Origin of the sequence: Streptomyces sp. NBC_01235, assembly GCF_035989285.1 — a bacterium.
Lineage (GTDB): Bacteria > Actinomycetota > Actinomycetes > Streptomycetales > Streptomycetaceae > Streptomyces.
Genome location: NZ_CP108513.1, coordinates 2,644,924 through 2,659,097 on the forward strand (window position 1 = coordinate 2,644,924; position 14,174 = coordinate 2,659,097).

The following is a 14,174-nucleotide window of genomic DNA, read 5'->3' on the forward strand; positions in this document are numbered from 1 at the left end:
CGTCGTCTCATTCTCCGGATCCGTCCCCGTTGGCTGCGTCGAGGATGCCGGGCAGCGCCTCGAGGAACGCCTCCACCTCGTCGTCGCCGAGGTTCAGCGGCGGCATCAGCCGGACGACGTCGGGGGCGGGCACGTTCACCAGGAATCCGGCCTCCTGAGCCGCCGCGCGCACCTGGGGCGCGAGGGGCTCGGTGAGCACGATACCCAGGAGGAGGCCCGCTCCCCGGACATAATCGATCAACGGGTGGCCCGCACCCTCGATTCCGTCCCGCAACTTCTCGCTCTGCCGTTTGACGTTCTCCAGCAACCCCTCGTTCTCGATGGTGTCGAGCACGGCGAGTCCGGCGGCGCAGGCGACCGGGTTGCCGCCGAAGGTGGTGCCGTGGTGGCCGGGCTGGAGCAGCTCGGCGGCCCGGCCGAAGGCGACGGTCGCGCCCAGCGGCAGCCCGCCGCCGAGGCCCTTGGCCAGCGTCACGACGTCGGGCAGGACGCCCTCGTGGGCCTGGTACTCGAACCAGTGCCCGGTGCGGCCGATGCCGGTCTGCACCTCGTCCAGGACCAGCAGCGCGCCGGTCGCGGCGGTGATCGCGCGGGCGGCCTTGAGGTAGCCGACGGGCGGCACGACGACGCCGAGCTCGCCCTGGACGGGCTCGAGGATGACGAGCGCCGTGTCCTCGGTGACCGCGGCGGCCAGCGCCTGGGCGTCGCCGAACGGCACATGGGTGACCTCTCCGGGCAGCGGCAGGAACGGGTCCCGCTTGCCGGGCTGGCCGGTGAGCGCGAGGGCTCCCATGGTCCGGCCGTGGAAGGCGCCCTCGGTGGCGACGACGTGCGTCCGGCCGGTCAGCCGGCCGATCTTGAAGGCGGCCTCGTTGGCCTCGGCGCCCGAGTTGCAGAAGAAGACCCTGCCGTCCCGGCCGAAGTGCTGGAGCAGCCGTTCGGCGAGCGTGACGGTCGGCTCCGCCATGAAGAAGTTGGAGATGTGGCCGAGGGAGCCGATCTGCCGGCTCACGGCGTCGACGACGGCCGGGTGGGCGTGCCCGAGCGCGTTGACGGCGATGCCGCCGACGAAGTCGAGGTACTCCTTGCCGTCGGCGTCCCAGACCCGGCTGCCCGCGCCGCGCACCAGGGGCAGCAGTGGGGTGCCGTAGTTGTTCATGAGCGCGGTCTGCCACCGCGCGGTCAGTTCCTGGTTGCTCATGACGACTCCCCCATTGGCTCGTCGGGCACGACCATCGTGCCGATGCCCTCGTCGGTGAAGATCTCCAGCAGGATCGAGTGCTGGACCCGGCCGTCGATGACCCGGGCCGTGTTCACGCCCCCTCGCACGGCGTGCAGGCAGCCCTCCATCTTCGGGACCATGCCGGAGCTCAACTCCGGCAGCAGCTTCTCCAGTTGGGAAGCGGTGAGGCGGCTGATCACCTCGTCGGAGTTGGGCCAGTCCTCGTAGAGGCCCTCGACGTCCGTGAGGACCATGAGGGTTTCGGCGCCCAGAGCAGCAGCGAGTGCCGCAGCCGCCGTATCAGCATTGACGTTGTAGACATGTCCGTCGTCCTGGCTGCGGGCGATCGAGGAGACGACCGGGATGCGGCCGTCGGCGAGCAGTGCCTCGATGGCACCCGTGTCGATCGCGGTGATCTCGCCCACCCGCCCGATGTCGATCAACTCGCCGTCGATCTCGGGCTGGTGCCGGGTGGCGGTGATGGTGTGCGCGTCCTCGCCGGTCAGCCCGACCGCGAGCGGGCCGTGCTGGTTGAGCAGCCCGACCAGTTCGCGCTGGACCTGCCCGGCGAGCACCATCCGTACGACGTCCATGGCGTCCTCGGTGGTGACGCGCAGGCCGGCCTTGAACTCGCTGACGATGCCGTGCCGGTCGAGCGCGGCGCTGATCTGCGGGCCGCCGCCGTGCACGACGACGGGCTTGAGGCCGGCGTGGTGCAGGAAGACGACGTCCTGCGCGAACGCGGCCTTCAGATCCTCGTCGATCATGGCGTTGCCGCCGAACTTGATGACGACCGTCTTGCCGTTGTGCCGGGTCAGCCAGGGCAGCGCCTCGATGAGGATCTGGGCCTTGGGGAGCGCGGTGTGTTTGCGAGTAGTGCTCATGAGGAGTACGCGCTGTTCTCGTGGACGTAGTCGGCGGTGAGGTCGTTGGTCCAGATGGTGGCCGTCTCGGAGCCCGCGGCCAGGTCGGCGACGATGTGCACCTCGCGGTAGCGCATGTCGACCTTCTCCCGGTCCTCGCCGACGCTGCCGTTCTTGCACACCCAGACGCCGTTGATGGCGACGTTGAGCCGGTCGGGCTCGAAGGCGGCCTTCGTCGTGCCGATCGCGGAGAGCACGCGGCCCCAGTTGGGGTCCTCGCCGTGGATAGCGCACTTGAGGAGGTTGTTGCGGGCGATGGAGCGGCCCACCTCGACGGCGTCGTCCTCGCTCGCCGCGTTCACGACCTCGACCTTGATGTCCTTGCCGGCGCCCTCGGCGTCCCGGATCAGCTGCTGGCCGAGGTCGTCGCAGACCTGTCGCACGGCCTCCGCGAACTCCGCGTACTCCGGGGTGACTTCGCAGGCGCCGGAGGCCAGCAGCAGCACGGTGTCGTTGGTGGACATGCAGCCGTCGGAGTCGACCCGGTCGAAGGTGACCTTGGTGGCGGCGCGCAGCGCCCGGTCCAGGGTCGCGCTGTCGAGGTCGGCGTCGGTGGTGAGGACGACCAGCATGGTGGCGAGGCCGGGGGCGAGCATGCCCGCGCCCTTGGCCATGCCGCCGACGGTCCAGCCGTCCTTCGTGACGACGGACGTCTTGTGGACGGTGTCGGTGGTCTTGATGGCGATGGCGGCCTTCTCACCGCCGTGCGGGCTGAGTTGGGCGACGGCCTTGTCGACGCCCCGCAGCAGCTTGTCCATCGGCAGGAGCACACCGATGAGACCGGTCGAGCACACCGCGATCATGCCGGCGGCGTGGCCACCCGTCTCGTCGAGCCCCGCCCTGTTGAGGGACTCGGCCACCTTCTCCGCGGTCGCGTGCGTGTCCTGGAAGCCCTTCGGCCCCGTACAGGCGTTGGCGCCGCCGGAGTTGAGGACGACGGCGGTCAACTCGCCGCTCTTCAGGACCTGCTCGGACCACAGGACCGGCGCGGCCTTCACACGGTTGGAGGTGAAGACGCCCGCGGCGGACAGACGGGGCCCGTTGTTGACCACCAGGGCCAGGTCCGGGTTGCCGTTCTCCTTGATCCCGGCGGCGATGCCGGCCGCCGTGAATCCCTTGGCTGCCGTGACGCTCACGGTGCGACTCCGATCGTGGAAAGCCCGGTGGTCTCGTCGAGTCCGAGGGCGATGTTCATGCTCTGGAGGGCGCCGCCCGCGGTGCCCTTGGTCAGGTTGTCGATGGCGCTGATCGCGATGATGCGGCCCGCGGCCTCGTCGCAAACGACCTGCACCTGAACGGCGTTGGAACCGTGGACGGACGCCGTGGCGGGCCACTGGCCCTCCGGCAGCAGGTGGACGAAGGGCTCGTCGGCGAAGGCCTTCTCGTAGGCGGCGCGGACGGACTCGGCGGTGACACCGGGCTTCGCCTTGGCGCTGCACGTGGCGAGGATGCCGCGGGACATCGGCGCGAGGGTCGGCGTGAAGGAGACGGTGACCGGCTCCCCTGCCGCCGCGCTGAGGTTCTGGATCATCTCGGGGGTGTGCCGGTGGCCGCCGCCCACGCCGTACGGGGACATGGAGCCCATGACCTCCGAGCCCAGCAGGTGCGTCTTGGGCGCCTTGCCGGCGCCGGAGGTGCCGGAGGCGGCGACGATCACGGCCTCGTTCTCGGCGAGTCCGGCGGCGTACGCGGGGAACAGGGCCAGCGAGACGGCCGTGGGGTAGCAGCCGGGGACCGCGATGCGCTTGGACCCCTCCAGCGCGGCGCGGCCGCCCGGCAGTTCGGGGAGGCCGTAGGGCCAGGTCCCGGCGTGCGCGGAGCCGTAGAACCGCTCCCAGTCGGCCGCGTCCTTCAGCCGGAAGTCGGCGCCCATGTCGACGACGAGGACGTCCGGGCCGAGCTGCTCGGCGACGGCGGCGGACTGGCCGTGCGGGAGGGCGAGGAAGACGACGTCGTGTCCGGCGAGGACCTCGGGGGTGGTCTCCTGGAGCACCCGGCCGGCCAGCGGCAGCAGGTGCGGCTGGAGCGTGCCCAGCTTCTGGCCCGCGTTGGAATTGCCGGTCAGGGCGCCGATCTCGATCTCGGGGTGGGTGAGGAGCAGGCGCAGCGCCTCTCCGCCCGCGTACCCGCTCGCTCCGGCCACCGCCGCACGTACCGCCATGTCCACCCTCCTCTTGGATGGCATGACTATACGTCGCTATGCACGTTTATACAATCCGCTCTGGGCCGGTGAGTGCCGTGGCACGCCGTCGGCGGACCGCGGTGTACGTGCCGAGCGCGATCACGGCCACGAGTGACATACCCCCGACCACCGCACCCAACCGCAGCCCCGGCGGGTGGAACGTACAGGTGACACTGGTCGCGGAGCCGTCGAGAGACACCGCGATCAGCCCGTAGTACTCACCGGCGGGTACGGCGATGTCGTCGTCCACCGCGCAGCGCCAGCCGGCGATCCGGGGGGCCGCGACGACGGCGGTTCCCAGGGTGCCGGCCGGGATCTCGGCGCGGATGGTGTCGTCGTCCACGGTCACCTTGGTGGCGCCGGTGGCCTTGAGCCGTTCGGTGGCGGCGCGCAGCCGGGCGGTGTCCAGGCAGCCGACCGCGCCGTCCGGGACGGTGCTCGGCCGGTCGGGGGACAGCTCGATCCGCACGCTCCCGGAAGCCGGGACCGTACCGAGCGGCTCCATGGCGGCGATCTTGGAGACGGGATCGGACCGGAACCGTCCGGTCGGACCGCCCGCGGAGTCACCGGTGAGCCGCGCGGTGCCCGCGAAGTGCGGCGCCCACAAGTACACCTCGCTGCCGGCCGCGCACTCGGCCGTGATCGTCGGCCTTGCCTCGGCGGTCCGCCGGTCGAGAGCATCGAGGCGCACGCCCGGCGTGTCGCCCTTGCCGCGCTCGGGCGCCGTCCCGGCGGGGGTGCGCACCGTCAGGCGGGGCACCGTGTAGACACGGGCGCCCAGCAGCAGCTCCTGGTTGCGGTACGGCGAAGGCCCGAAGGCGGAGACGGCCGTGTGCGCGGAGGTGCCCGGCGGTCGCACCGTGACCAGGGGCGGCACGTCCTGGCGGGACACGGTCACGCCGCTGCCGTCCTGCGGGAACCAGTTCTGGTGCGGGTCCGCCGGGGAGTGCACCCGGGCGCCGACGGAGAAGATCACGTCGGTGACGGCGTTGTCCAGGCTCTGCAGGCTGCGGCCCCCCGAGGTCCAGCCGCCCCCGAGGGCGGTGAGCGTGCGGAACAGCACGTCGGAGGTGTGGCTGCTGTAGTACTGGGCGCCCTGGCCGCCCACCAGCAGCGGGTCGTTGCCCACGGTCTGCTCCCGGCCCGGGTCGGTGCGGTACCGAGGCCAGCCGTCGGCCTGCGCGACCGCCTCCGCCTGCTGCTCCTGCCGGTCCCCCCAGGGCGCGTAGTCGTCCATGTGCCCGAGCCGCAGCCGGGTGGCCACGGCGGAGGTGGCGGTCGCCTCGCCGAGCTGCGTACCGATGAGCAGCACCACGGCGAGAACGGCCGGCACGGTGCGGCGCCCGTTGCCGACGGGACGCACGGGCCGCATGGGACGCCCGCCGTCCGTGCGGCCGAGCAGGGCCAGCCCGCCCAGCGCGCCCACGGCGGCGACCAGGAGCACCGGCCAGGCGACGGAGCGCACCAGATCGCTCCGGCTCGCCATGCCGACGATCACCGCGTACAGCGCGCCCGCCGCGCACAGCGCGCGCCGGTCGGGCGGGCCGTACGAGAGCGAGGTCCACGCCGCGATCACCAGCAGCGCGCACAGCACGAAGGCCTCGCGGTACGAACTGCCCTGCGGCGGGGTGAAGGCGTGCCAGAACAGCTGGGTCGGGCCCCACTGCATCGACAGCGTCATCGCGGCCACCAGCAGCGTCCACGCGGCGCGCACCCGCCCGGGAGCCGCCCGGTGGAAGGGCAGGGCCAGGGCCAGCAGCAGCGCCGTGGTACCCACGTAGAGGGCGGGCGATCCGAAGCTGTACGTCGTCGGCAGCAGGCGGGCCAGCAGGTCCTGTGTCGGCACCGGCGTGAAGTCCCTGAATCGGCCCGGCGAGGCGTGGGTGGTGCCGAAGTACACGACCGTCACCAGCGGTGCGGCCAGCCCCGTACCGAGGGCGACGGTCGTACCGGCGCGGCCCGCCGCGGCGAGGACCTGCCGACGCGGGAGACCGGACAGGTACAGCCGCAGCAGCAGGACGAGTCCGGCGGCGAGGGTGGCCATGTACGCCGTGTAGAAGTTGGCGATCCAGGCCGCCGCGACGACCGCCACACCGAGGAACGGCCGCCGTCCGGTGAGCGCCCTTTCGCCGACCAGGCACAGCAGCGGCAGGGCGATGAGGCCGTCGAGCCACATGAGGTTGTACACGGCGCTCGCCACGGTCCAGCCGCACAGGGCGTACGACGTTCCCAGCAGTCCCGCCGCCCACCAGCGCCCTGGGCCCAGGCGCAGCAGCAGCCAGGCCATGGCGGCGCCCGCGCACGCCACCTTCAGCACGGTGATCACATACACCGCGAGGTCGATCCCGTCCCGCGGGAACACGGCCACGAGCAGGGCGAACGGGCTGGTGAGATAGGTGCCGAGGTCGGGGAGGAAACTGGCGCCGTATCCGGACTGCCAGTTGACGAGGAGCCCGCCGTCGGCCCGTCCGTGCAGCAGGTCCCACAGGTGGGCGTGGAACGGCACGTACTGGTTGCCCAGGTCGTTGACGCTCCGGGTGCGGGGGCCGAAGGGGTAGCTGCGGGCGACGGCGTCGGCGGCGCAGAAGGCGGTGACGGTGATCACCGCCGCGAGCAGGGCGGCGGCCTGCCGCGGCTCGGTCGTCGGGCGGGGCAGCCGGAGCCACGCCGGGCGGCGGGGTGCCCGGCCCGACGGGGGGTTCCCCGGCGGCGGTGCCGGGGCCGGGTCCGAGGGGACGTCCTGGTGCAGGGTCGAGCGATCCACGTCGGACAGGCCCCCCGGAGAAGCGGCACGGGCCGGCGTTCTCCCGGGGACACCTCCCCCGCACCGGCGTTGATTCGCCGACTTAGACGGCCGGCCCTTCCGGTTGGTTGGGTGTCCCCGGGCGAACAGAAGTGGTCCCGTAGGTGAACCGGCCTACCGCTGTTCGATCCGCAGGAAGGTGATCGAGTTCGCCGGGAAGGTGTAGGTGAACTTGCCGGCGACTCCGGTGAAGGTGGAGGTCACCGGCGCGACCGGGGTCGCGGTCTCGGTGTTGACCGCGTCCGGCGCGGCGGCCAGCGTGGTCACCTTCGCCCTGGACGCGACCTTGGCGCCGCCGAGGTCGATCGCCGTACGGGCTTCCGTGGACTGGGCGTTGACGACCTTCACGATCAGGTCGCCGGTCTTCTTGTCCAAGGTGGCGACCTGGCGGAACGGCTCGGCCGGCTTGTCGTCGGTGAAGCTGCCCCACTCCTGGCCGTCGAGGTAGAGGGTGACCTGGCGGCCGCGCACATGGACGTCGACGTCGTAGGCGCGGCCCGTCTCCACGCTCCCCGCCTTGGAGATCAGCGTCGACTTGCCGCCGTCCACGGCCTGTTCGACGGCGGACTGGGTGTTGTTCCAGCCGCCCAGGTTCCACCAGTAGTAGTTGCCGGTGTCCTTGACGCCGAAGGCGACGAGGAAGCCCTCCTTGCCGGACTTCTTGGTGGCCTTCACATGCAGGTCGTAGTCGTGCCAGTTCGGGTCACCGGCCGAGACCATGGTGTTCTCGGCGGCGGTGTCGGTCTGCACGTACTGCCCGTCCTGGAGCGACCAGCTGCCGCCACCGGTGTGCGTCCACTTCGTGGCGTCGCCGGAGAAGTCGTCGCTCAGCAGCGGGGAGCCGTCCGCGTCGGTCACCTTCACGTCGTCGTACGCCGCGCCGGTCGCCCAGGTCGACAGGCCGACGGCGCCGGTGATCGGGCCCTGGAGGGACGGTGTCCCGGTGGCGGTCGACGGCACGACGCGGTCGCCGACGTTGGTCATGAACAGCTTCTGGACCTCGTAGTTGGCCGAGTTCCAGGAGGCGTGGTTGTTGAACCACACGAGGTCCGGGCGCCACTGGACGTAGTCCTCGTTGGCGAACAGCGGGGCGTAGGAGGCGAGTTCGACGACGTCCGCGTTGCGTTCCAGGCCGGTCATGAACGCGGCTTCGGAGAGGCCGTTCTTGAAGGCGTTGCCCTGGGAGGCGTATTCGCCGAGGAAGACCTTGGGGCCGCTGCGGTCGTAGGAGTCGTAGCGGCTGTTGTTCTGCAGGAACCACTGCGGGCTGTTGTAGTAGTGCTCGTCGACCATGTCGACCTTGGCGTCCTTGTTGAGCTGCCAGGCCGTGTCGAAGGTCGAACCGGCGTCGTCCGGGCCGGAGTTGGAGATGACGGTGACGTCCGGGTACTTGGCCTCGATCGCGGCGCGGAACTGCTTGAAGCGGGCGAAGAACTCAAGCGGGAGGTTCTCCTCGTTGCCGACCTCGAGGTGGGTGAGGTGGAAGGGCCTGGGGTGGCCCATCTGCGCGCGCTTCTTGCCCCAGGTCGAGGTGACCGGGCCGTTGGCGAACTCGATGAGGTCCAGGGTGTCCTGGATGTGGCGCTGGAGCAGTGCGTCGTCGACCACGGCCTTGTTCTGGCCGCAGCCGGTCACCAGGGCGGGGACCACGGGCAGCGGCATCGCGCCGATGTCCTCGGCGAAGCGGAAGTACTCGTAGTAGCCGAGGCCGTAACTCTGGTTGTAGCCCCAGAAGTTGGAGTTGGTGGCGCGCTCCTCTACGGGCCCGATGGTGTCCTTCCACTGGTAGGAGCGGGCACGCTGATAGCCGGAGGCCTCGCTGTAGTCCTGCATGGAGCCGGTGTTGACCAGGCAGCCGCCGGGGAAGCGCACGAAGCCCGGGTGCAGGGCGGCGACCTTCTGGGCGAGGTCCTTGCGCAGGCCGTTGGGCTCGCTCCTGTAGGTGTCACGGGGGAACAGGGACACCATGTCGAGGGCGGTCGCCGCCGAGGAGGCCACGCCCAGACGGCCGTTGCTGCTGGTCCGGGTGGCGGTGAAGGTGGCCTTGTACTTCGTCCAGCCGCCCGCCTTCACGGCCACCGTACGGGCGGTGGCCAGGGCGCCGTCGGCGTCCTGCAGCGAGACCGTCAAGGTGGCGCCGCTCCCGGCGCGGGCCCACACCGAGAAGTCGTACTTCTTGCCCTGCTCGACCCGGACACCGGTGTTGTAGCCGGCGTTGGTCACGGACGAACCGGCGCCCAGGGAGAGGTAGTTGCGGTTGCGGTCGCCCAGGCGGCCCGAGTCGTCCAGGACCTGCGCCGTGCCGTCGACCGTCCAGGAGGTCAGCGGGGTGTACGACCGGTTGTCGACGGTGGAGTACTCGAAGGATCGGTTCTGCACGAGCTCGGCGTACAGGCCGCCGTCGGCCGCCCGGTTGATGTCCTCGAAGAAGACGCCGTACATCGTGTCGTCGATCTTCGCGCCCTTGGCGGTGGGGTCGACGGTGATGGCGTAGTCGGTCACGGCCTCGGCGTGCGCGGGTGCGGGGACGAGGACGGTGGCCGCCAGGAGGGCGGTCGCGGTGAGACCGATTCTCCAACGGGTGCGGGTGGTGCTGCGTGACATGAGTAACTCCGCGGCTCAGAGGTGCGAGTTGTATGCCAGTTGTTCGATATATCGGACGATGATCAGCACTTCGAACGGCAAGATAGGGAGGGGGCCCAGGCGCGTCAATGGGGCGTGCAGCAACGGATGTGACGGAGGGCGGCACCGGATGGGCGAGTTCCGGCCAGTGCCGGACGTACTGGCGTACCTCGCGGGGAGCTGGCATGTGGAGCGGTCGGTGCGGGACCGGGCCGGCGGGGACGAGGGCCGCTTCGACGGGATCACCAGGTTCAGCCCGTTGAAGAGGAGTGGGCTGCTGCACGAGGAGTCCGGCACGTTCGTCTGGCTCGGCGTCGCCCGGCCCGCCGAGCGCACCCTGCGCTTCCTGCCGGGGCCGACGCCCGGCACCGCGGACGTCCGGTTCGCCGACGGCCGCCCCTTCCACGACCTGGACCTGACGAGCGGACGGCACGTGGCCGACCACCCCTGCTCCGCGGACCTCTACCGGGGCGAGTTCACCGTCCGGGACGCGGACCACTGGCGGACGGTCTGGCGCGTGGCCGGCCCGGCCAAGGACCTGCTGCTCACCACCGACTACGCGCGGGTGGGCTGAGCCGGGGCCCCTTCGAGACGCAGGTTCCAGCGACCGGCCCGGCCGGTGACGGTCGTCGTGGACAGCGGGCGCACATCGATGTTCCAGTACGTCGAAGGGGGCGCCTTGAGCACGTACACCAGGGCGGCGCGGATCACGCTCGGCTCGGCGACGGCGACGACGCGTCCGCCGTCCTCCACCGGCCGCGTGTCGAGCCAGCCGCCGACCCGTGAGATGAACGCCAGCAGCGATTCGCCGCCGTGCGGGGTGGCGAGCGGGTCGGCGAGCCAGCTGTCCACGGCCCCCGGCTCACGGGCCATCGCCTCGCCCAGCGTGAACCCGCGCCAGCGGCCCATGTCGCAGTCCCGCAGCGCGAGCTGCACGAGCGGGGCGTAGCCGAGCGCGTCCCCGGTGGCGCGGCTGCGCGGGGTCGGCGAGCAGTAGCGCAGCTCGGCCGCCGCGAGCGGCAGCAGATCGGCGGCCGCGCCCAGCACCTCGCTCCAGCCCGCCTGGTCCAGCGGCCGGTCGTCCTCGAAGCGTTCCGCGAGCAGCGAGGAGCTGCGAGCGGCGGCGACGAACGTGACCCGAAGTGGCATGCGGTGATGGTGAGCCGCGCAACTACGCAGGTCAAGGGATGTCGGCCGACGGATCCGGGAATTCTTACCGGCGAGTTGGGCCCTGCCGGACAAGTCGCTAGAAAACGAGCGCCATCCACTGGTCCGGCTTCTCCAGCGCGGCGAAGCCGACCTGTTCGTACACCCCGTGCGCGTCGTGCGTGGCCAGCAGGACGCGGCGCAGCCCGTGCGGCCGCAGGTGGTCGCGTACGGCGGCGACGAGAGCGGTGCCGATGCCCTTGCCCCGCGCCGCCGGGTCCACGTACACGTCGCACAGCCACGCGAAGGTCGCGAGGTCCGTGACGACCCGCGCGTAGGCGACCTGCTCCCCCGATGCCGTGTCGTAGACGCCGAAGTTCAGCGAACCGGCGATCGCCCGGTCCTGCTTCGCCCGCTCGCGCCCGATCGCCCAGTACGCGTCCGTGGACAGCCAGCGGTGCACCCGCTCGGCATCGACACGGGCGGGGTCGGCGGAGATCTCGTAGCCCTCGGCGAGGAGCGGGGTGTCGTTCATGCGGGGATCCTCACAACATCACGGGCGCCGTGTCGAACCGTTTCCGGGAAACACCTCGTCGCACGCCGCCCGCAGCCGCCGTACCCCCTCCGCGATCTCCTCCGTCCCGGCGACGGCCGCGAAGCTCAACCGCACGTGGGCGGCCGGGGGTTCGGCGCTGAAGTAGGGACGGCCCGGGGTGAGTGCGACGCCCGCCCGCAGGGCGGCGGAGGTGAACGCGCTCTCTCCTTGGGAGCCGAAAGCCTGGGAGGTGCCTCCCGTCCCGTCGGGCAGCCGCAGCCACAGGTGGTAGCCGCCGGACGGGATGTGCGGGAGGGCGAGTTCGGGCAGCCGCAGCCGCAGCGCGGAGGTCATCGCGTCCCGCCGGGCCCGCAACTCGGCGGCGACGGTCCGCAGATGACGTGGCCAGGCGGGCGAGCCGACGAGTTCGAGCGCCGCCTCCTGGAGCGGGCGGGGCACGAAGAAGGTGTCGACGACCTGGATGGCCCGCAGCCGTTCCAGGACCGGGCCGCGGGCGGCCAGGGCGCTGACCCGGAAGCTCGGGGAGGTCGCCTTGGTGAGCGAGCCGACGTGGACGACGACGCCGTCGGGGTCGTCGGCGGCGAGCGGGCGGGGCAGCGGTCCGGCGTCCTCGTGCGCGAGCCGCCGCACGAAGTCGTCCTCGACGACGAACGCGCCCGCCTCCCGCGCGATGCGCAGCACCTCCGCGCGCCGGCCGGCGGCGAGGACGGCGCCGGTCGGGTTCTGGAACAGCGGCTGGCAGACGAACACCCGGGCGCCGGTCGCCCGGAACGCGTCGGCGAGCAGCTCCGGCTTCACGCCGTCCGGATCGACCGGGACCGGGACCGGTCGCAGTCCCGCCGATCGGGCGATGGCGAGCATGCCGGGGTAGGTGGGCGACTCGACGAGCACCGGCGCGCCGGGCGGGGCGAGGGCGCGCAGGGCGGTGGTGAGGGCGGCCTGGCCGCCCGCGCCGACCAGTACCTCGGCCGCGGTGACGGAGCCGCCGATGGTCCGCGCGAACCACTCGCGCAGCTCCGGCAGCCCTTCCATGGGCGGGCGTCCCCAGGCTCCGGGCCGCCGCCCGGCTCGCGCCAGGGCCGCGGCCATCGCCCGCTCCGGCTGGAGCGAGGGGTGCAGATAGCCGCCGTTGAACTCGACCACGCCGGGCGGCGGGGCGGCCAGCGACACCGTGACACCGGAGGCGTCCACGGAGCGGGGGACGAGGTCGGAGGCGCCGTCCGCGCTGAGCGCGACCTCCTGCCAGGAGGTGTCGCCGGCCGGGGTGGCGGTCGTCCGCGACGGCCGGGCCCGGAAGGCGCCCGCGCCGGGCCGGGTGACCACCAGCCCCTCGGCGGCGAGCTGCGCCAGCGCTCGCGAGACCGTCACGGGGCTCACCCGGAACCGTTCGACCAGGGCCCGGCTCGACGGGAGCTTTCCACCGGGAGAGTAGCGGTCGAACTCCCGACGTAGCTGATCCGCCAGCTCACCCACACTGCTACGCTCTTGCATGAAGACACAGAGTAGCGCTACTACCCGGCCCGCGATAGCGGTCAGCACCCCCGCCGCCGTCCCGGACATCGCGCCCCAGCCCAGTGGCCTCGGCACCCTTCTGGCCGCCCTCGGCGTCGTCGCGTTCTCCCTCACCTTCCCCGCCACCGCATGGGGACTGGAGGGCTTCGGCCCTTGGTCGCTGGTGGCCGTGCGCAGCGTCCTGGCCGCGCTGATCGCCGGCGCGTGTCTGCTCGCCCTCCGTGTGCCGCTGCCCGCACGGCGGCACTGGGCGGGGCTCGCCGTCGTGGCCGCCGGGGTCGTCGTCGGCTTCCCGCTGCTCACCACACTCGCGCTGCGGACGTCCACCACCTCGCACGCCGCCGTCGTGGTCGGCCTGCTGCCGTTGACGACCGCGCTGCTGTCCGCCCTGCGCATGGGCACCCGCCCCTCCCGCACCTTCTGGGCGGCGGCCCTGGCCGGCGCGGGCGCCGTGGTGGCGTTCACCGTGCAGCAGAGCGGCGGCGCCCTGACCACCGCCGACCTGTACCTGTTCGGGGCGCTGCTGGTGTGCGCGGCCGGCTACACCGAGGGCGGCCGGCTCGCCCGGGTCGTGCCCGGCTGGCAGGTCATCGGCTGGGCGCTGGTGTTCTGCCTGCCGCTGTCCGTCCCCGCCGCCGCCCTCGCCCTGGCCCACGAACCCGTCCGGCTGACCGCGCACAGCGTGGCCGGGCTGCTGTGGGTGGCGGCGGGCTCACAGTTCCTCGGCCTGGTCGTCTGGTACCGGGGCATGGCGGCGATCGGCATTCCCAAGGCCAGCCAGTTGCAGTTGGCCCAGCCCCTGCTCACACTGGTGTGGTCGGTGCTGCTGCTGGGCGAGCACCTTACGCCCGCCGCTCCGCTGACGGCCGCGGCCGTGCTCATCTGCATCGCCGTCACGCAGCGGGTGCGCGGCTAGATCCGAAGTACCTAGACTCGACAGAGCAGGGACTCGACGACATGTACCGCTGCTCCCGCAGACGGTGAGGAGGCCCCACAGATGCGCGCAACCACGGGCGACCAGCTTGTCCAGCACGGCAGGGTGGTCGGGCAACACGACAAGATCGGCGAGATCGTCGAAGTACTGGGCCAGGGAGGCAACCCTCCGTACCGCGTCCGCTTCGAGGACGGGCACGTGGGCGTATGTTCGCCCGGCCCCGACACGGAGATCCGCCACAGGACGGCCGAGGAAAAGCGACGGTAGGGCAGAC

At 71.9% G+C, this 14,174-nt stretch carries 12 protein-coding genes; 3 read left to right on the forward strand and 9 right to left on the reverse strand.

Translation table 11 applies throughout. The annotated features are described in order from the left end of the window. Positions 1–7: 7 nt before the first annotated feature. From OG289_RS11360 to OG289_RS11385, 6 genes are all read right to left on the reverse strand, one after another. Positions 8–1,201 carry an acetylornithine transaminase gene (locus tag OG289_RS11360; protein WP_327313888.1) on the reverse strand — a complete coding sequence of 398 codons (1,194 nt, stop codon included), beginning with the start codon at positions 1,199–1,201 and terminating at the stop codon, positions 8–10. Continuing rightward, the gene (argB, locus tag OG289_RS11365) at positions 1,198–2,106 is read right to left on the reverse strand and encodes an acetylglutamate kinase (RefSeq protein ID WP_327313889.1); all 909 of its coding nucleotides are present in this window, start codon (positions 2,104–2,106) and stop codon (positions 1,198–1,200) included. The genes OG289_RS11360 and argB overlap by 4 nt, the downstream gene beginning before the upstream one ends. Then, entirely contained in the window at positions 2,103–3,281 is a 1,179-nt protein-coding gene (gene argJ, locus OG289_RS11370) for a bifunctional glutamate N-acetyltransferase/amino-acid acetyltransferase ArgJ (protein WP_327313890.1), read from the reverse strand. The genes argB and argJ overlap by 4 nt, the downstream gene beginning before the upstream one ends. Continuing rightward, the gene (gene argC, locus OG289_RS11375; RefSeq protein WP_327313891.1) at positions 3,278–4,306 is read right to left on the reverse strand and encodes an N-acetyl-gamma-glutamyl-phosphate reductase; all 1,029 of its coding nucleotides are present in this window, start codon (positions 4,304–4,306) and stop codon (positions 3,278–3,280) included. The genes argJ and argC overlap by 4 nt, the downstream gene beginning before the upstream one ends. A 46-nt stretch (positions 4,307–4,352) precedes the next feature. After that, positions 4,353–6,983, reverse strand: coding sequence for a YfhO family protein (locus tag OG289_RS11380; RefSeq protein WP_327320644.1), 2,631 nt, complete (start codon positions 6,981–6,983; stop codon positions 4,353–4,355). 261 nt (positions 6,984–7,244) lie between these two features. After that, positions 7,245–9,734 (reverse strand): alpha-L-arabinofuranosidase C-terminal domain-containing protein, encoded by a 2,490-nt coding sequence (locus tag OG289_RS11385; RefSeq protein ID WP_327313892.1) that lies wholly within the window; start codon positions 9,732–9,734, stop codon positions 7,245–7,247. A 148-nt stretch (positions 9,735–9,882) separates the two neighbouring features. Here OG289_RS11385 and OG289_RS11390 point away from each other — a divergent pair, with 148 nt between their 5' ends. Beyond that, a complete protein-coding gene (locus tag OG289_RS11390) occupies positions 9,883–10,326 on the forward strand; it encodes a DUF6314 family protein (protein ID WP_327313893.1) in 444 nt (147 codons plus the stop codon). Here the strand turns inward: OG289_RS11390 and OG289_RS11395 are convergent. From OG289_RS11395 to OG289_RS11405, 3 genes are all read right to left on the reverse strand, one after another. Next, on the reverse strand, positions 10,308–10,901 hold the full coding sequence (locus OG289_RS11395; protein WP_327313894.1) for a histidine phosphatase family protein: 594 nt from the start codon (positions 10,899–10,901) through the stop codon (positions 10,308–10,310). The genes OG289_RS11390 and OG289_RS11395 overlap by 19 nt on opposite strands. Positions 10,902–10,998: 97 nt before the next feature. Beyond that, positions 10,999–11,433, reverse strand: a complete 435-nt coding sequence (locus tag OG289_RS11400; RefSeq protein WP_327313895.1) for a GNAT family N-acetyltransferase — start codon at positions 11,431–11,433, stop codon at positions 10,999–11,001. An 18-nt stretch (positions 11,434–11,451) separates the two neighbouring features. Beyond that, positions 11,452–12,945 (reverse strand): aminotransferase-like domain-containing protein, encoded by a 1,494-nt coding sequence (locus OG289_RS11405; protein WP_327313896.1) that lies wholly within the window; start codon positions 12,943–12,945, stop codon positions 11,452–11,454. Between OG289_RS11405 and OG289_RS11410 the strand changes: the two genes are divergently transcribed. Next, positions 12,944–13,882 carry a DMT family transporter gene (locus OG289_RS11410; protein ID WP_327313897.1) on the forward strand — a complete coding sequence of 313 codons (939 nt, stop codon included), beginning with the start codon at positions 12,944–12,946 and terminating at the stop codon, positions 13,880–13,882. The genes OG289_RS11405 and OG289_RS11410 overlap by 2 nt on opposite strands. Before the next feature lie 81 nt (positions 13,883–13,963). Next, complete coding sequence (locus OG289_RS11415; RefSeq protein WP_327313898.1) at positions 13,964–14,167, forward strand: DUF1918 domain-containing protein; 204 nt, start codon at positions 13,964–13,966, stop codon at positions 14,165–14,167. The last annotated feature ends 7 nt before the right edge of the window (positions 14,168–14,174 follow it).